Below are 18,085 nucleotides of genomic sequence, written 5' to 3' on the forward strand. Positions count from 1 at the left end.
TGTTGTCCATGGCTTGATAATTCCCCTGTGCTTTGATTTTGCAGCAGCGCCGCTCCGATGCCGGAACGGGCTGTGAGTGTAATTTAAATATTTGTTTTTTAAGATAATTTTTATGTTGATGCCGACGCTGTGACGCGGTTGGGCCGAATGACCGGGCCAGTCCCGCCGCGGTGGTTTGGACGGGCTTTTTTCGACGGCAACGGGTAGTTATACGAGGTTGACATCTAGCTTGAGTGTATTATTCGGCTAGCCATAAATAAATAATTTGATACGAGACGGAAAAAGGTGAAAAATATCTCTAAAGAAGTTCTGTGCTTGGCCGTAACAAGGTCCAAGCCATTCCGGGTTTCCAATCCTCTGCGCCCGTTTCCGGTACTGAATGCACCGTCTTGGGCATGGGTGTCTTGGGGATGGAAATTGTTGGGTAGTTCACACCCGACATCCGTGTCGCGATGCACAATAGCTTTACGCTGGGACCCCTTTGCGTCCTGGCATCCTTTAGCTAAAACATCGATGACATATTCGGACCGGAGAAAGCCAGTGTTTACTTTCAAACTATCCCTGTGGAGCTTTGGTATGTCTGAACAGGCCATCGACGAAATGAAGCCCTATGGCGAGCCGGCCCTATTCGATGAGATCGCGACCTTCGTGGAAGAAGTCGATGTGGAGGACGAGAGTGGCCCGGAAGGCTCCGGTTGGAGCGACTCCGATTTCGACGACGTGGGGCCGGACTACCAGTACGATGCCACCCGTCTGTATTTGAAGGAACTGGGCGCGTCCCAACTCCTGACCGCCGACGAGGAAAAATACTACGGGAACCTGGCCCTCCGGGGCGACCCGGCCGCCCGTAAGAAAATGATCGAGAGCAATCTGCGCTTGGTGGTGAAGATTTCGCGCCGCTATCTGAACCGGGGGCTGCCCTTGCTGGACCTGATCGAGGAAGGCAATCTGGGGCTGATCCGGGCGGTGGAGAAGTTCGAGCCGGACCGGGGTTTCCGGTTTTCCACCTACGCCACCTGGTGGATACGCCAGACCATCGAACGCGCCTTGATGAACCAGACCCGCACCATTCGCCTGCCGATCCATGTGGTGAAGGAGATGAACGTCTACCTCAAGGCCTACCGGCTACCGGCAATTGGCGAGCCGCTTGCACCACGATCCCAGCGCCGAGGACGTGGCGAAGCATCTGGATAAGCCGATCAAGACGGTGGAAAAGATGCTCAAGCTGAACGAGCGCGTCACGTCCATCGACGTGCCGGTGAAGAAGGATTCCGAGAAGTCGCTGGTGGAATGCCTGACCGAGGAGAACAAGCCTTCGCTGCCCGATATGCTGCAAAGCGAACGTATCGCGTCCAGCATCGGCGAATGGCTGGACCAGTTGACCGATAAGCAGCAGGAAGTGGTATCGCGGCGTTATGGCCTCAGGGGGTTCGAGGCTTCGACCCTGGAGGAGGTGGCGGCGGTGATGGGCGTGACCCGCGAGCGCGTGCGGCAAATCCAGATGGAGACCCTGCGCCGCCTCCGGGAAATCCTGGAGACCGAGGGTTATACCGCCGAAGTGATTTTTAGCTGATTCTTTTCCTTCCTGCTTGGGCCGGGTCAGGGACGATCCGGATTCTTCCGCATCCTTCGCTGCCGTCCTTTCCTCCCGCCTGATACTCTCCCCCGATTTTTTCTTCGAACACGGTATTCATCTCGCAAAAACCTCCCGCTATAACAACGCCCGTATCCCCGGATAATCCTCGTACAAGCCCCGCCGGAACGCCTCCACCGCTCCTTCGTCCCGCCCTTCCCGCGCCAAATCCACCCGCACCTCGCCCAGCACCCGCGCAGGGCCGGCCGCCAAGAACACCAAGCGATCCGCCAGTTCCACCGCCTCGCGCAAATCGTGGGTGACGAACAACACCGTATGCGGGCGCTCCCGCCACAGCGCGATCACCAGTTCGCGCACCCGGCGGGCGGTCGGCGGGTCCAGCGACACGAACGGCTCGTCCATCAGCAGCAGGTCGGGATTGACCGCGAAGGCCCGCACCAGCGCGGCCCGGCGGCTCATGCCCAGCGACAGCCGTTCCGGGTAGGCATCGCGGGCCTCCGTAAGGCCCACCACCTCGAACAGATGATCGACATAGGCGGGGTCCGTCCCGGCGGGCAGGGCCAGGGCGATGTTTTCCCGCACCGTGCGCCAGGGCAGGAGCCTCGGGTTTTGGAACACATAGCCGATGCGCGGCACGGTCCCCGCCGCGCCGATGCGGATTTCCCCGCTGTAGTCGCGGTCCAGCCCGGCCAGGAGGTTGAGCAGGGTGGTTTTGCCGCAGCCCGAAGGCCCGACCAGACAGACGAATTCGCCCGAGGCCAAGTCCAGCCGCAAATCCCGCAGCGTGGGGCCGGATGAATGGCCGCGATAGGTTTTGTCGCGGATTTCGATGTGGACCTGGGTCATCGCCGCCACCTCGCGGCGTGGCGGTCCAAGGGTTTCAAGACCCAGAGTTCGATGCACTGCACCACCACCACGAAGGCGAGGGTATAGGCCAGGATGGCGGGGACGTTGAACATTTGGAAGAACAGGTGCAATTGATAGCCCATGCCGTTGCTGCGGCCCAGGAGTTCCACCACCAGGATGATTTTCCAGATGAGGGCCAGCCCGGTGCGCGAGGCGGCGATGACGAAGGGATAAAGCTGGGGCCAGATCACATGGCGCAAGGTTTTGATCCGCCCGAAGCGGTAGACCCCGGCCATTTCGAGGAGATCGCGGTCGAGGTTGCGGGTGCCCTCGCGCACGGTGACGATGACATTGGGCAGCTTGTTGATGACCACGGCGGCGATGGCGGCGCTTTCCACCAGCCCGAACCAGACGTAGCACAGGATGATGGTCACCAGGGCCGGGATGTTGAGGAACAACACCAGCCAGCTATCGAAGAAGCGGTCCAGCTTGGGATGGCGGCCCAGCAGGATGCCGATGGCGGTCCCCAAGCCCATCGCCAGCACAAAGCTGGCCGCGAGCCGGGCCAGGGTCACGCCCAGATGGTAGGGCAATTGGCCGGAGCGGATTTCGGCCAGCAGCACCGCCGCGACCGTGGAGGGCGGCGGCAGGGCCGGATTGGCGGCGGCCAGGGCGGCGAACTGCCATAGCAGGCCGAAGGCGGCGATGGAGGCCAGGGGATGGGTCAGGGCTTTGGGCATGGTCGGTGGGTGGCTGTTCCGGGATGGGGCGGGACCGGGTTCGCCGCTCCGCCGGGAGGCGCTATTTTAAAGCCTTTCACGCGGCCATGAGGGCGTTATCCCGCGCCGTGGGGGTGGGATTTCCCGGCCAGGATGGGACCGGCTCCGGTGCGCCGTGTTAGTATGGTCCCGCCATATCAAGGAAGATTGCGCCGGGAACAGGGGTTTCCAGACCCCCGCCCGGCATCCGGTCCCAAGGTCGCCATCCTTGCCGTGCGGCGCACATTCCCCCGAGCCTGCCATGGTCCGAAGCGATCACGGACGCCCGCATCCGGCGGTTTTTCCCTGGCCGTCCGGGGCGAACACCAGGATGAACGACGATGGTAGAAACACGGACGCGGGTTTTGCTGGCGGACGACGATATCGACGCGCTGCGCAGGCTGGCGCTGCGCCTGACCGCCGCGGGTTTCGATCTGGAAACGGTGGACAGCGGCGTGGCGGCGCTGTCGCGGGTGTCGGTGTTCCGGCCCCATGTGGTGGTCGCCGACCTCGGCGGCGAGGCCATGGACAGCATGGGCCTGTTCGACGCCCTGCATTCGCAATATCCCACCTTGCCCGTCATCCTCATGACCGCCCATGGCACCATCGGCGACGCGGTCCACGCCACCCGGCGCGGGGTGTTCGGTTTCCTGGCCAAGCCGGTGGACAAGGAGGAACTGGTCGAACTGATCCAGGAGGCCACCCGCATCGGCCTGGTCGAGAGCGGCGGCGCGGACCCGGACCCATGGCGCAAAGCCATCCTCACCCAAAGCCCGGCCATGGAAGAACTCCTGAGCCAGGCCCAGCGCATCGCCCAGAGCAAGGCCAGCGTGTTCATCGGCGGCGAGAGCGGCACCGGCAAGGAACTGCTCGCCCGCGCCATCCACGACGCCAGCACCCGCCGCGACGGTTCCTTCGTCGCGGTCAACTGTAGCGCCATCCCCGAAAACCTGCTCGAATCCGAATTGTTCGGCCACCGCAAGGGCGCGTTCACCGGCGCGACCCGCGATCACAAGGGGCTGTTCCGCGCCGCCGATGGCGGCACCTTGTTCCTGGACGAGATCGGCGACATGCCGCGTTCGTTCCAGGTCAAGCTGCTGCGGGCCTTGCAGGAGATGAAGGTGCGCCCGGTCGGGGCCACCGAGGACGAGACGGTGGATGTCCGCATCATTTCCGCCACCCATGCCGATCTGGACAAGGCGATGGCGGAGGGGAATTTCCGCGAAGACCTGTATTACCGGCTGAATGTGGTGACTTTGCGCCTGCCCCGGCTGGCCCAGCGCCAGGAGGATATTCCGCTGTTGGCGGCGCATTTCATCCGGGAATTGGCCGAGACCTATGGCGACCGGGTGAAGGGGTTCGCGCCGGAGGCCATGGAGGTGCTGGTGGGTTTCGATTGGCCGGGCAATGTGCGGCAGTTGCGCAACTTGGTGGAACAATGCGTGGCCTTGTCCACCACGCCCTTGATTCCGCTGACCCTGGTGCAGCGGGCGCTCAAGGACGAGCCGGCCGCGTTCCTGCCCTTGCAGGAGGCGCGGGACCAATTCGAGCGCAATTACCTGATTAGGCTATTGCAGATGACCCATGGCAATGTCACCCAGGCCGCCAAGCTGGCCAAGCGTAACCGCACCGAGTTCTATCGGTTGTTGAGCCGGCATGGGATGAATCCGGCCCTGTTCAAGACCCCTCCCGAAGGGTCGGAAGGGGAGGTTTCGGAGGTGGTGGGGTAGTGCTTCGACCAGCTTGAGCTTGAATTGATGGTTGCGGCGTAGCCCGGATGAAGCGAAAGTAATCCGGGAACGTCGGCACTCCGCCCAGGCTCCCGGATTCCACCGTGTTCCATCCGGGCTACGCGGGTTCAGGCCCAAAGACAATCGCCCCCATCCCCCAGGCCCACCGCTTTCACCGTGGTCACCCGATAGCTCAAATCGCAATCCCCGGAAACCGCCATCCCCACCCGCAGATAATTCGGCGTATACCCATAGATCACCCCGCGCCCATCGTCCTCGCGGCGCACGCCTTCCCATAACACCGGAAACTCCCGCCCCACGTAACCCGCCAAGGTTTCCCGCCGCTGCCGCTCCGCCAGCGCGTGCAAAGCCCGCCCCCGCGCCTGTTTCACCTCGCCCGGCACCGGGTTCGGCATCGCCGCCGCCGCCGTCCCCGCCCGTGGCGAGAAGCCGAAGATATGGATGGCCCCGAAGCCGGTCCGCTCGACGAAATCCAGGGTTTCCGCCCATTCCGCCGCGCTCTCGCCGGGAAACCCGACGATCAAGTCGGTGGTGATGTTCAGGTCCGGCACCGCCGCCCGGAAATCCGCCACCAATGCCGCGAAATCCCCGGTCCGGCACCGCCGCGCCATCCGCTTCAGCACCGCGTCGGAACCGCTCTGCAAGGGCAGGTGCAGATGCGGCATCAGCCGGGGGTTTTGGAATAAATCCACGAAACCCGCCGGAATATCCCAAGGTTCCAGCGACCCCAGGCGCAGCCGCGGGATCGCCGTTTGTTCCAGCACCGCCGCGACCAATCCGGCGAGGTCCGTTCCGATCTCGCCGCCATAGCCGCCGAGATGCACCCCGGTCAGCACCGCTTCCTGTATGCCTTGCCGGTGGAGGGCGTCGATTTCCCCGACGATTTCGGCGATGGGGCGGCTACGCTCCTCGCCGCGGGCCACGGTGACGATGCAATAGGTGCAGCGGTGGCGGCAGCCGTCCTGCACCTTGACGAAGGCGCGGTGCCGTCCCAGCCGGAACAGGGCGGTCGCGCCGGGTTCGGTGGCGAGCGCGGGCCGGGTGGGGAGGTCGAGTTGCTCGCGGGCGATTTCGACCAGCCGGTGCTTGTCGGCGTTGGCGACCACCAGATCGACGCCCAAACCTTCGGCTTCCTCGCGGTTCAGGGTGGCGTAGCAGCCGCTGAGGACCAGCTTGGCGGCGGGGTTGGCCCGGGCGGTTTTGCGCAGGAGATGGCGGGATTTCCGCACGGCGTCCTGTGTCACCGCGCAGGAGTTGAACACCACCAGGTCGGCGGTCTCGGCCTCGTCCACCACGCGGTGGCCCTCGGCTTGGAATTGCCGGGCCCAGGTTTCGAGTTCGGCTTCGTTGAGGCGGCAGCCCAGGGTTTTGAAATGGATGCGCATGGCTGGGAAAGGGGGATCGGTTGGGGAACCGGGGATTATAACGGGCGGGGGCTGGGGGGTGGCATGACAAAAAAATGGCCCGCCATCGCGGCGGGCCGGGTGGGGGCCGCGGGACGGCCCGTTCCTAGCGTCTGCCCTGTGGGGTGAAGTTCTGGCCGTCGTCGATGGCCGCACGGTCGCGGCCGGTGGGGACTTGGACCGTCACCGTCCCCGAACAACCCGCTCCCCCATCCACGGTGGGCGGGGTGGCCGTGAAATACACGGTGTAGACCCGGCCATTGGCGGCTTTGCCCCGCTTGCGGTCGGCGCGGAGCAGGACGCTGTCCTGGGCGCTGCCGGCTTTGGCCGGGACGATCACGGCGGCGGGCCCGGTACCATGGGCGAGGCCCAGCGCCCGCAGCCAATGCGGCGAGGATTTGGCCTTGATCGGCTCGTCGGCGGTGACGCCGGTGATGTCCACGGTGTAGCTGCCGGTGGGGACGAAGTGGGTCGGGGTGGTGATGCCGACGATGGCGATGGATTTCATGCCCTTGTTGGCCGGGAACAGGCGGGCGGGTTGGGCCGTCGCGGTGGAGCAATCCAACACACCCAGGTTTTGGATCACGCCCACGTTGGTGGTGGCGGTGGCCGATAGCGGGTTGGGCGTGAAGTCGTCGGTCGCGGTCAGGCTGAAGCTCAGCTGGGTGCTGCTGCCGTCCACCACGGATGGGTTGGGCGCGGTGAAGCTGAGGCTGGGACCATCGACCTTGTCCAGCACCACGGGCGTGCCGCCGGTTTGTTGCCAGAGGTAGCTGGCGATGCCGTCGCCGTCCGGGTCGGTGACGCTGGCGTTCAGGGTCACGCTGTCGCCTGGGCTGGCCTGTAGGGTCTGCGGGATGATCGCCACCGTCGGCGGATTGTTGTCGGCGGTGAGCTTGACCGCGACCTGGCTGGCGGCGCTGTCGAGCTTGCCGTCATCGACCTTGAGCGAGAAGGTCAAAGTCTGGCCCGCCAGCGCCAAGGGCGCGGCGAAGGTGGGTTTTTGCGCCTTGGGGTCGGATAGGGTGATCCCGGCGGGCGCGGTCCAGGCGTAGCCGAGGCTGTCGCCGTCGGGGTCTTGGCTATTGCCGCCGTCGAGGGTGACGAGGCTGCCGGCGCGGACGGTCTGGCCGTCGCCGGCGTCGGCGACGGGCGCATGGTTCTGCTTTTTCACCGTGATGTTGACGGTGGCGGGATCGGCGCTGTCGTTGCCGTCGGGGTCGGTGACGGTGAGGCTGAAGCTCAATACGGTGTTGGCGGCGACAGCGGGCGCGGTGAAGGTGGTCTGCCGGGCGGCGGCGCTGTCGTTGGCGCTCAGGGCGACGGCGGGGGTGCCGATTTGTTGCCAGTGGTAGATCAGGTTGGCGGCCTGCCCCGGCGTGGGGTCGCTGCTGCCCCTGCCGTCCAGGGTCACGGTCGCGCCCGATTCCACCGTTTGGTCCGCGCCGGCGTTGGCGCTGGGCCGGCCGCTGGCGTTGTCGCGCACGGTTACGGCCACGCTATCCGCCGAACTGTTGACGCCGTTGCCGTCGGTGACCACCAGATCGAAGCCGAGGACCGTGTTGGCATCGACCAGGGGCGCGGTGAAGCGGGGGGTCGCCACGCTGTTGGAGGCCAGTCCGGTGGCGGGATCGAGCAGGGTCACGGTGGGACCGCTGGTTTGGGTCCATTTATAGGTGAGGGTATGGCCGCCGAGGGCATCGGTCGATTGCGCGCCCGACAGCGTGACCTCGGTGTTTTCATCGACCGCGATATCGGCCCCGGCGTTGGCCGTGGGCGGGATGGGCACGATGCTGGTGATGCGCACGGTCGCATAGGCGCGGACGCCGGGGATGGTGGGGTCGAGGGTGTCGGTCTTGGTGCCGCCGACCACGCTGTAGCAGGTGCCGCGGCCCTGGCCCTGGCTGCATACGCCGGATTCGCCGCCGGCCCAGATGGCGTAGTCGCCCGCCGCCAGCTTCAGGGTCAGGGTTTCTGTAAGTCCGGCGTTGCCCTGGACATGGCCGGGGTTCTCGAAGCCGCCCGTGGTCGTGGTGCCGCAGTTCGGGCCGCTGCAAGGCGTTTCGCTGACCGAGGCGATGTAGTGGATTTCGGCCCACTCGCCGTCGTCGTTGGCCATGCTCCAATCGCCGAAGGCGTCGAACTGGCCGTGGTAGGAGGCGTAGTAATCGCCCAGCGGTGTGTGGTTCAAGGTGTCGCGGTAGCCGTTGTGGGCGGTGTAGAGCGCGGCGTATTGGCCCGCGACCGCCGCCGTCCAGGCCGGGTTGGCCGGGGTGGTGTAGTCCGGCAGGGCCAGGAACTGGGCGATGTTGGGGTCGCCCGGCGCGGTGTCCTTGGGGCTGATGATGGGCGGGTAGTTGACGTTGCTGTTGTCGGTGGGGTTCAGCGGGTCGCTGTTGGCCTCGTCGTCGTGGGCGCCTAGGGGCATGAGGCCCTTGTAGACGCTGAACGCCGGGTTGAGCGTGGCCCCGTCCACGCTGTCGGCGCGGACTTCGATGGTGACGGTGGAAGGCCGGTCGAGGTGGAAGTCGAACTCGTCGGCGTTGGTGGTGACGTAATGGCTATCTTCCAGGAAGGGCGTGGTGCCGCCTTCCCAGCCGTAGCGGGTGAAGTTGTTGGAACTCTGGCACAGGCTGGCGGCATCGGCGCAGGGATCGGCGATGGCATGGCCGTTGGCGGTGGTGACCGGCCTGGGCGCTTGGTTGAGGTCGTGGTTGGCGACGTGGGCCTGGGCCACGGGGCCGCCGAGGGCGGCGGCGATGGCGAGGCCCAGGGGTTTCAGGTTTTTGTTCATTGCGGTGGCTCGTGTTTGGCAGGGCCCGGGCTTCACATGCACATGGCGGCCATGCTGGAGGTTTCCGCCGCCCAGGCGGTGCCGTCCGGGCAGGTGGGACCCTTGGCGGCGCAATTGGCCGGGGCTCCGGCCAGGGCGAGCGTGGTGGATTCGCCATTGGCTTGGGCGAGCAGGGCGCAGGGGACATTGCTGGCCTCGACGCTGCCGGTGTATTGCCAGGTGCCGCCGTCCACGGTGATGGGGATGCCGGTCAGTCGGGTGCCATCGGGGAAGCCGAGGGTGATCGCCTGGCCGGTGGGGCCGGTGCCGCTCACGGTGTACTGTTCCTTGGCGGCGTTCCATTGCGCCGCCGTGATGGCGAGCGATTGGGAAGCGCCGGCGGCCTGGACGGCGAAGGTGAGGCTCAGCGGCTGGGACTGGGTTGGCTTGCCGTCGATCTTGGTTTTGGCGGTGAAGCTCGCGGTGTAGCTACGGCCTGTTTGTTTGGCCTTGGGCTTCCATTTGAGGGTGGCGACCCACTGGCCGTTCTTTTTGTGGACCGGGCCGAGCGTGGCGCCCGGCGGCACTCCTTTGGCCTTGAGGGTGGGCTTTTTGCCGGAGGTGCTGATCGGTAGGTCCAGCATCAGCCGTTGGCCGACGGTGGCGTTTTGTTGGGTGGCGACGCCGGGGGCGACCAGCGGGTCGCCCGCCGTGATGGTGAAGCTGCGGGCGGCGCTGGCGGTCCCGTCGCTGACCTGGAGGGTGAAGGTGTCGGTGCCTTGGTAGCCGCTGTCGGCGGTATAGGTCAGGCTGCATTTATCGGTATTGGATAAGGAGTCTAAGGGGTCGATGCTGGCCACGGTGATGAGTGGGCTACAGTAAGGGGTGATATCGGTCTTGCCGGATTGGGCGGTGGCGTTGCTGAAGCCCAGGCTGCCATGGGCCGGGGCCGTGACGGGGGTCCAGGTGAGGGTTTGGCCGCTGTCGGTGTCGCTGACGTGCAGGTTGGCGGCGAGGTCCACCGTGGTACCGGACAGGACCGTGAGCGCGGTGGTGCCGCCGACGAAGGCCGGCGGCGTATTGACGGCGATGGGCGTGGCCGAGGCGCTGAAGGTCAGGGTGGCGCTGAGCGAAGGGGTGCGGCAGGCGTTGTTGGTGGCGTTGTCGTTGCAGGCCGCGCCGCCCGCCGCGATGGTGTAGTCGCCCGCCGGGAGGAACTGGTTGCTCAGGGTCTCGAAACCGCCGTGGTTGTCGTTGCGGTGGGTGAGGTATTGGACCGCGCTCCACCAATCGCCGTCGGTGCGGCCTTGGCTCCAGCCGTCCAGGGCGTTGAATTGGCCTTGGTAGAACTGGAAGTTGTTGCTGGCCGATTGTGGCGAGACCGTGTCGCGGAATGGCGAAACGATGCCCTGGACATCGGCGACCGTACCGGTGTCCTTGTCGTTCTGGATGGGCGCGAACGCGGCGTCCAGGGGATTCAGCGGGTCGGACTCGGCGTCGTCGTGGCCGTAGTAGACCAGCAAGCCCCGATACAGCGTGAACGCCGGGTCCAGGCCGTCACTGCCCTGGGTCCAGGTGATGTGGACATAGGCCGGCTGGTCCAGGTGGAAGTTGAAGAACTGCACCGCGTGGCTGTCGCCCAGGCTGGGGTTGGTGCCGGCGATCCAGGAGAAGCGTTTCACGCCGTCCACCGTGACCGAGACCGTCCGGGGGGTGTCGGCGGTGGCTTCGGTGATTTGCCAAGTCCCGCCGCCTTCGACCTTTTCGTCGTGGGCCGTGTCCAGTGTGGGCAGGGCGGTGCTGCTATCGCCCGGCGTCCGGTCGGAGCGGTCCTTGATCTGGTAGCCCTTGTTCAAATCGTAGTATTCAAGGTGCGCCGACGCCATTCCCGTCCAGCCGCACAGTCCCGCCAGGGCCAAGCCCGCGCCGATGATCTTGTTCTTTTTCATGGTTCGATTCCTCTGGTTACATGCATTGGGCGGGTGCGCCGCTGTCTTCCGGGTGCCACTGCGCGGGATCGGTACAGACCGGCGTGGCCACGCAGGCCGCGGGGGCCGGATCCACCGCGAGGGTGGCGGTTTGGTTGCCCGTCCGGGCCTGGACCGCGCAGGGGGCGTTGACCGCTTCGACTTGGAGGCTGTGGCTCCATAGCCCTTGACCGTCCACGCTGATCGGGACGTTGGTGAGCGCCGTGCCGCCGGGGCTGAAGCCCAGGCTGATGCTTTGGCCCTTCGGTCCCTTGCCGGCCACCGTCAGCTGGGAACTATCCGCGTTCCACCGGGCTTGCTGGAGGAGCAGGGTGGCGGCGGTGAAGGTGACGCCCAGGGTGCTTTGCAGGGCGGTGCTTCCATCCTTGCCGATGGCGGTGAAGGTCGTGGAGTAGCTGTGGCCGGTGTGCTTGGCCTTGGGCTTCCATTTGAGGACGGCGGTCCACTGCTGGGTGTTGGGGGTTTTGCGGGTGGGTCCGAGGGTCGCGCCGGGCGGCAGGCGGCTGGCCTTGATCCGCACCTTGCTGCTGGGGGAACTCACCGTCAGCGGGAATTTCAGCCGCTTGCCGACCTCGGCGGTTTGTTGGGTCGGGATCGCGGTGGAGAAGACCGGGGTCGGGAGGTCGCCCAGCGATAGGGTGACTTGTTGCTTGGTGGTGCCGCCGAGGTAGGTGTTGCTGGCGACGAAGGTGATCGTGGTGCTGGGATAGCGGGCGGCGTCGCCCTCCACGGCGGTCCAGGTATAGCGGCCCAGCCCCTTGAGCGCGTTGAAAGCCAGGCTGGCACCGGGCGGGGTGTTCGCGGGCAGGGCTTGCAGGCTGAAATCGTGGTACAGCCCCTGGGTGTCCCTGGGGTCGTAGACCTTGATATCGAGGGTCACGGTTTCGCCTTCCTTGACGGCGACGATGCCTTTGACGGAGGAGCCGTCGGCCGCGGTGATCTCCACGGTGGGCGGGACCGGGTCGGGTTTGGTGGTGGCGGCGGTGACGCCGTCGATGAAGAGTTTGGGTTCGGCTCCGCCGATGCCTAGCACCAGCGCGGCCACCAGGGATTTGCCGAGCGGCCTGGAAACCGGGAAGCGGAGGACGGCCCGTGCTTGGAAAAAGGGTTCGCGCATAGTCGGAGGTTCCGGTGGGGCTGTGGGGTGTTAAGTGCATGAATAATCTAGCAAAATCCGCCATCTTGCGAAATTCGCCATATAGCGCATGTGCTGTGTTATTTGACGCATATCAATATTCCGATACGCCCTTGGGGAATTGCATAAGCTCCGGCTCGGTACCTGCCGGGAGTCCCGGAAGCGGGCGCGCCCGGGTCGGAAAGGGTTTGCGGAAACAAAGTGTTGAGTCTGCTTGCGGGGCGGGTGCCGGCAACGCATACCCCGGTCGCGGCTTATCTGGCATGTTAATTGTTAGGGCCTGTGAACTTTTCCCGGCTGGATCCGGCTTGGCGGTGCCGCCTGCCACGACCGCCTAACGGTGGGACTGGGGGGATGAACGGCGGGTTGCGGATTCGGCGCGGGAGGAGGGGGAAAGACCGCGGCGCTCGACCTTAGCGGGGCGATGAGCGCCACGGGTATCGCCGTATCGTGCAACACAGAACCCACACAACACAGCGACTAGGTAAGTTTATTATGAAAAACAACACGAATCTCTTCCGCGCCGCGAAAATCGCGGGTGCCATGACCGCCTTGTTCCTGGCTTCCGGCCAGGTTTCCGCCCATGTCAGCTATGGCCACGCGCTGTACGACGATTCCGGCACCAATCCGGGCGGCAATGGCGGTACCGTCGCCGAGGAAACCGTCATGCATGTGGCCACCGGTAACAAGGGCACCGCTTCCTGCCAGGGCGCGGGTTGCGCCAGCGTGGTGACCAGCGTCACCGCCAGCGGCAACGCCGGCTGGCTGGAAGCCCAAAACCCGAACCTCTGGGCCAATAGCCACGACAGCCGTTTCATGTGGTTCTATATCTCCAAGCCGACCGTCATCCAGTTCAGCATCACCGGCAACGCCAACGCCGATTACACCAGCACGATGCCGGGCAGCACCCTGGGCACCGTGGCCATCGATACTTTGAACCCGGCCTACAACCTGTTCTATGGCGCGGTGCCGCATCTTTCCCATGACGGCGCCTATGGCTCGTTCAACACCGGCTTCGCCCAATGGTCTTCCTGGGCCCAGGCGGCTTTGCCGGCCGGCCAGAAGACCTATCTCACCGGCCCGAACAAGAACATCCGCTTCATCGGCACGGGGGCTACCACTTCCGAAGGCAACGCGATCTATAACCGCCCCTATACGACCGATGCCGGTTCCTTGAACCTGCCCAGCCAGGCCATCGCGGCCGGCACCACCCAGCACATGGGCACCTATGGCGGATTCAAGACGCCGGGCACCTGCCCGAGCGGCGCGGGCGGTTTCTGGATGGCCAACAGCGTCACCCAGGTGACCTACGGCGATGGTTCCCCGCTGACCGACCACAGCGCTTGCCTGGAATTCGTGCGCGGTGCGTCCTCGTCCACCAACGTCCTGAATTCCAACAAGATCCTGCTGACCAAGCCGGGCGTCTACACCTTGATCGTGGGCGGCGCCAACCGGGCCGACTACAACCAATTGGTAGCCGACGCCAAGCTGACCGGCATGGGGCCGGAAGGCTGCGCGACCGACGCCAGCGGCAATTGCCTCAATGGCAGCGCCGCCACCGCCACCGATTGGGATCGCTACAAGAACATGGACCGCAGGGCGCGTAGCTTCACCATCCAGTTCAGCGGCACCCCCAAGTAAGCCCGGTTCGCGGCGGGTTCCGAACCGCCCGGCCAGTGCTGGACATGATCGCCGTGGCGTCCGCGCCGCGGCGATTGCTTATCATCGACAGGGAGTGCCCGTCATGAAACAACCCCTATTCCCACGCGCCCGGCTTGCCGTCTGGGTGGCCGCGTTGTGCTGCCTGGGCGGGACCGCCTCGGCCCATGTCGCCAACAACGATATCACCACCACCGGCTCGGCGGACAACGGCAATTTCCACCGTTATGGCTGGATCGATGGCACCAACGCCACGCTGGGCGATAGCCATCACATCGCCGAGGGCAACTTCTTCACCTTCCATTTGAACGTGCCTTCGTTCGTGGATATCGGCTTCGCCGAGATTTCCGGGAATGGCGGCACGGTGACTACCAGTGGTGGCCTGGACCCGGCGTTTTCCCTGTACTCGGGTTTGCTGCCGCAGCTGGCGCATGACGACACGCCCTACGATCCCATGTTCGGCAACACGGTCGATCTGGCACCGGCGGGCCATGTCTATCTGCCGCATGACGGCTATCGGGATACGATCGATTTCTCGGCCACGGGCGGGAAGCCCTATACCGGCCAGTTCGACGCGCTGGGCGATTGGAGCATGGCCAACGAGGATGCCATACCGGGCGACCCTGGCAGCGTCGATGGCAATTGGGCCAAGATCAAATACCTGACCCATGTCAACGCCAACGTCACCACGCTCGGAGCCAATCTGATGCCGAGCGGGGCGGTGAACGATGCCCCCGAATCCCTGACCCATTACCCCTTGCCCGCGGGCGACTACACCATCGCCGCCGGCGGGGCCGCCTGCGACAGCCCAAGCATCGCGGCCTGCACCAATCCCAGCCTGTGGGGCCGGGTGACGTTCAGCGCCACCGCCAATATCACGCCCAGCTTCACCGGGGGCGCGACCAGCCTGACGATCCCGGTCAATATCGCCGGGGCCAACCTCAAGCCCAACCTGCGGGTCAGCGACACCGACACCGGCCAGACCGAGACCTGGACCCAGGCCACCGCCCCGGCCCATGGCAAGTTGAGCTTTTCCGGGGCCACGGCGGCTTCGGGCGGTACCGGCATCACCGCTGGCGGCACGATCACCTATAAGCCCACGGCCAATTATTCCGGCGCGGATAGCTTCGCCGTGCGGGTGGGCGACGGCCTGTCCAGTTCGGTGCGTACCTTCGCCGTCACCGTCAAGCCCAACACCGTGCCCAGCTATAACAGCGCGGTCACGGCGCTCAAACTGGCGCAGAACTATGGTTCCAACCTCAGGGCGCTGCTGACGGTCAGCGATATCGATACCGGCCAGACCGAAACCTGGAGCCAGAAAACCGCGCCCCAGCACGGCACCCTCAAATTCACCAACACCACCGCCGATTCCGGCTCCACCGCCATCAACTTCGGGGGGACGGTGGTTTACCAGCCCGCCGCCAATTACACCGGCGCGGATAGCTTCGCCATCCAGGTCGGCGACGGCATGGCGACCACGGTGCGGAATTTCACCGTGACGGTGGGGGCGAATACCGCGCCCGCGTTCACCGGCACCACCACCGCGCTGACCCTGGCCCAGAACGTGGCTTCCAACCTGCGGCCCTATCTCACGGTCGGCGACACCGACAATGCCCAGACCGAAACCTGGAGCCAGCAGACCGCCCCGGCCCATGGCAAGCTGACCTTCAGCAACGCCACGGCGTGGTCCGGTTCCGCCAACATCACCTCCAGCGGCACCATCGCCTATACCCCGACCACGGGTTATAGCGGACCCGATAGTTTCGCGGTCAAGGTGAGCGATGGCGTCGCCACCGCCGTCCGCACCCTCACGGTGACGGTGCAGCCCAATACCGTGCCCAGCTTCGTGGGCACCACCACCGCCCTCAAGATCGTCCAGAACAGCGCGGCGGTGAATATCAAGCCGGTCCTGAACGTCAGCGACACCAACCACGGCCAGACCCTGACCTGGAAACAGGCGGTCGCGCCCGCCCATGGCGGCTTGGTGTTCACCAACGCCACGGCCACCAGCGGTGGCACCAATATCGGCCCCGGCGGCGCCATCACCTACCAGCCCACGGCGGGTTATAGCGGCGCGGATAGCTTCACCGTGCAGGTCGGCGACGGCGTCGTCAGCGCCAACCGCCAGTTCAGCGTGACCGTCGGCCCGAACGCGGTCCCCAGCTTCGCGACCCCGACCAACACCTTGAACGTGGCGAAGAACGGCGCGGCGGTGAATCTGAAGCCGAGATTGTCGGTCGGCGATATCGACCTGGGCCAGACCGAAACCTGGAGCGTAGCCACCGCGCCCGCCAACGGAACCCTGGTCGTCACCGGGGCCACGGCGGCTTCCGGTTCCACCAGCATCACGCCGGGCGGCACCTTCACCTACCAGCCCAAGGCCAACTGGACCGGCTCGGAAACCTTCAAGATCAAAGTCACCGATAGCCTCGGGGGCACCGCGACCAGCAGTTTCACCATGAACGTGAAATAAGCCGGGACGGGGTCGGCAGCCAGTACCGGCCCCGGCGGACGGCTTCCCTCCCCCCTAAGCGATTCGATTTTCCTGCATCCCCCAGGTCCGGCGCGAACAGCGGGCCTGGGGGTTTTTTATGATTTTTCGCGCGAGTCCCGCATGAACAAGCCCTCCACCCCCGGCGGCACCTGGCCGCTCTACCTGACCGTCACCCTCAGCGGGGCGGCGGTGATGATCCTGGAATTGCTCGGCACCCGCATCATCGGGCCGTTCTACGGGGTCAGCCTGTATGTCTGGTCCGCGCTGATCGCCGTGACCCTCGTCGCCCTGGCCCTGGGCTATTACCTGGGCGGGCATATCGCCGACCGCCATCCGGGTTTCCGGTTGGAGCATGTGTTGTTGTCGGGGGCGCTGGCCACGGTGGCGATCCCCTATGCCGACGGCCCGGTGCTGGCCTTCACCGATCCCCTGGGCATCCGGGTCGGGGCGTTCGCCAGCGCCTCGCTGCTGTTCATGCCGTCCCTGACCTTGCTGGCGATGGTCGGGCCTTACGCCATCAAGCGGGCCACCCGCGACCTGGACGGCATCGGCGTGGCGGTGGGTTCGGTGTATGCCGTCAGCACCTTGGGCAGCGTGGCGGGAACCTTGTTGCTGGGGTTCTACCTGCTGCCGCGTTTCGGCACCCGCGCCATCCTGTTCAGCCTGGGGATGGCCTTGGTGGCCTGGGCCTTGCTCTTGGCCTGGACCGGCCGGCGCGAGCGGGCCGCCGCCGGGGCGTCCTGGTGGGTGTGGCTGGTCGGGCTGGCGGTGGGTTTGCTATCGGTGGCGGGTTATGCCCAGCCCTTGCGGCAGACGCCGGGCTTCGGCCTGTTGCACGAGGCCGAGAGCATCTACGGCTGGGTGCGGGTGGTGGAGGACGAGAAGAACGGCTATCGCCTATTGCTGTCCGATTCCTCGGTGCTGAGCGCGGTCGAGACCAAGACGGGCCGGAGCCTCCTGAACTACCAGACCTTTTTCCGCTGGATTCCCTTGTTCCGGCCCGAGGCCCGCCACGCGCTGTTGATCGGGCTGGGCGGGGGCCATGTCGCCCGCGATTTGAACACGGCGGGCATCGAAACCGACACCATCGAGATCGACCCGGAAGTCGCCCAGGCGGCGCGGGATTATTTCGGATTCCAGCCGCTGGGGAAGTTCATCGTCGGCGATGCCCGCTTCGAGATCAAGCGGCTGGGCGGGCAGCGCTACGACTTCATCATGCACGATTGCTTCACCGGCGGTTCCGAGCCCACCCATCTGCTGAGCCGGGAAATGCTGGGCGAGTTGCGCGGATTATTGGGCGAAGGCGGCGTGCTGGCGGTGAACTATGTCGGTTTCCGCAGCGGCGAGGGTTCGGAGGCGGTGGCTTCGGTTTACCGCACGCTCAAGACCTTGTTCCCGCAACTCCGGGTTTTCACCACCGAGAAAGAGGATTTCACCGATTTCATCTTCCTGGCTTCCGACCGGCCTTTGGAGGTCGATGCCCACAGCCAGGACCGGCGCGTCCAGGTGTTGCTGGAACATGAATACCCTGTGCCGGAAAACCCCCCAGGCATCGTCATCACCGACGACTACAACCCCATGGAAAGCTTGCAGGTCCGCAAGGCCGAGACCTACCGTAAGGTGTTCATGGAGCGGATCGCCTACGATTTGTTGCTGCGCTGAGAGGTTTGCACGGTCGGGCCGG

Annotated in this window: 12 protein-coding genes; 6 read left to right on the forward strand and 6 right to left on the reverse strand. The window is 65.3% G+C overall.

The annotated features are described in order from the left end of the window. Window positions 1-576 precede the first annotated feature (576 nt). Window positions 577-1,194: a sigma-70 family RNA polymerase sigma factor gene (locus K5658_RS24170; protein ID WP_425515921.1), complete on the forward strand. Its 618-nt coding sequence runs from the start codon at window positions 577-579 to the stop codon at window positions 1,192-1,194. Next, complete coding sequence (locus K5658_RS24175; RefSeq protein WP_425515922.1) at window positions 1,148-1,573, forward strand: sigma factor-like helix-turn-helix DNA-binding protein; 426 nt, start codon at window positions 1,148-1,150, stop codon at window positions 1,571-1,573. The genes K5658_RS24170 and K5658_RS24175 overlap by 47 nt, the downstream gene beginning before the upstream one ends. A 138-nt stretch (window positions 1,574-1,711) precedes the next feature. On the opposite strand, the gene K5658_RS08970 is transcribed toward K5658_RS24175, so the two are convergent. Continuing rightward, a complete protein-coding gene (locus K5658_RS08970; protein ID WP_221066596.1) occupies window positions 1,712-2,440 on the reverse strand; it encodes an ABC transporter ATP-binding protein in 729 nt (242 codons plus the stop codon). Beyond that, window positions 2,437-3,180 (reverse strand): ABC transporter permease, encoded by a 744-nt coding sequence (locus tag K5658_RS08975; RefSeq protein WP_221066597.1) that lies wholly within the window; start codon window positions 3,178-3,180, stop codon window positions 2,437-2,439. Before K5658_RS08975 ends, K5658_RS08970 begins: the two co-directional genes overlap by 4 nt. Window positions 3,181-3,539: 359 nt before the next feature. Here K5658_RS08975 and K5658_RS08980 point away from each other — a divergent pair, with 359 nt between their 5' ends. Beyond that, window positions 3,540-4,928 carry a sigma 54-interacting transcriptional regulator gene (locus K5658_RS08980; RefSeq protein ID WP_221066598.1) on the forward strand — a complete coding sequence of 463 codons (1,389 nt, stop codon included), beginning with the start codon at window positions 3,540-3,542 and terminating at the stop codon, window positions 4,926-4,928. Between the two features lie 128 nt (window positions 4,929-5,056). Here K5658_RS08980 and mtaB read toward each other — a convergent pair whose 3' ends face one another. From mtaB to K5658_RS09000, 4 genes are all read right to left on the reverse strand, one after another. After that, complete coding sequence (gene mtaB / locus K5658_RS08985) at window positions 5,057-6,334, reverse strand: tRNA (N(6)-L-threonylcarbamoyladenosine(37)-C(2))-methylthiotransferase MtaB (RefSeq protein ID WP_221066599.1); 1,278 nt, start codon at window positions 6,332-6,334, stop codon at window positions 5,057-5,059. Between the two features lie 124 nt (window positions 6,335-6,458). Then, window positions 6,459-9,146 (reverse strand): PKD domain-containing protein, encoded by a 2,688-nt coding sequence (locus K5658_RS08990; RefSeq protein ID WP_221066600.1) that lies wholly within the window; start codon window positions 9,144-9,146, stop codon window positions 6,459-6,461. Between the two features lie 32 nt (window positions 9,147-9,178). Continuing rightward, window positions 9,179-11,074 (reverse strand): Ig-like domain-containing protein, encoded by a 1,896-nt coding sequence (locus tag K5658_RS23935; protein WP_221066601.1) that lies wholly within the window; start codon window positions 11,072-11,074, stop codon window positions 9,179-9,181. 16 nt (window positions 11,075-11,090) lie between these two features. Then, on the reverse strand, window positions 11,091-12,230 hold the full coding sequence (locus K5658_RS09000; RefSeq protein ID WP_221066602.1) for a hypothetical protein: 1,140 nt from the start codon (window positions 12,228-12,230) through the stop codon (window positions 11,091-11,093). Between the two features lie 513 nt (window positions 12,231-12,743). On the opposite strand from K5658_RS09000, the gene K5658_RS09005 reads away from it, so the two are divergent. The 3 genes from K5658_RS09005 to K5658_RS09015 all read left to right on the forward strand — a co-directional run bounded on the left by K5658_RS09005 (window position 12,744) and on the right by K5658_RS09015 (window position 18,063). After that, on the forward strand, window positions 12,744-13,889 hold the full coding sequence (locus tag K5658_RS09005) for a hypothetical protein (protein ID WP_221066603.1): 1,146 nt from the start codon (window positions 12,744-12,746) through the stop codon (window positions 13,887-13,889). A gap of 103 nt (window positions 13,890-13,992) precedes the next feature. Beyond that, window positions 13,993-16,380: an Ig-like domain-containing protein gene (locus tag K5658_RS09010; protein WP_221066604.1), complete on the forward strand. Its 2,388-nt coding sequence runs from the start codon at window positions 13,993-13,995 to the stop codon at window positions 16,378-16,380. A 141-nt stretch (window positions 16,381-16,521) separates the two neighbouring features. Beyond that, window positions 16,522-18,063: a fused MFS/spermidine synthase gene (locus K5658_RS09015; protein ID WP_221066605.1), complete on the forward strand. Its 1,542-nt coding sequence runs from the start codon at window positions 16,522-16,524 to the stop codon at window positions 18,061-18,063. Window positions 18,064-18,085: the final 22 nt, after the last annotated feature.

It is taken from the genome of Methylomagnum ishizawai, from assembly GCF_019670005.1.
Classification (GTDB): domain Bacteria; phylum Pseudomonadota; class Gammaproteobacteria; order Methylococcales; family Methylococcaceae; genus Methylomagnum; species Methylomagnum ishizawai.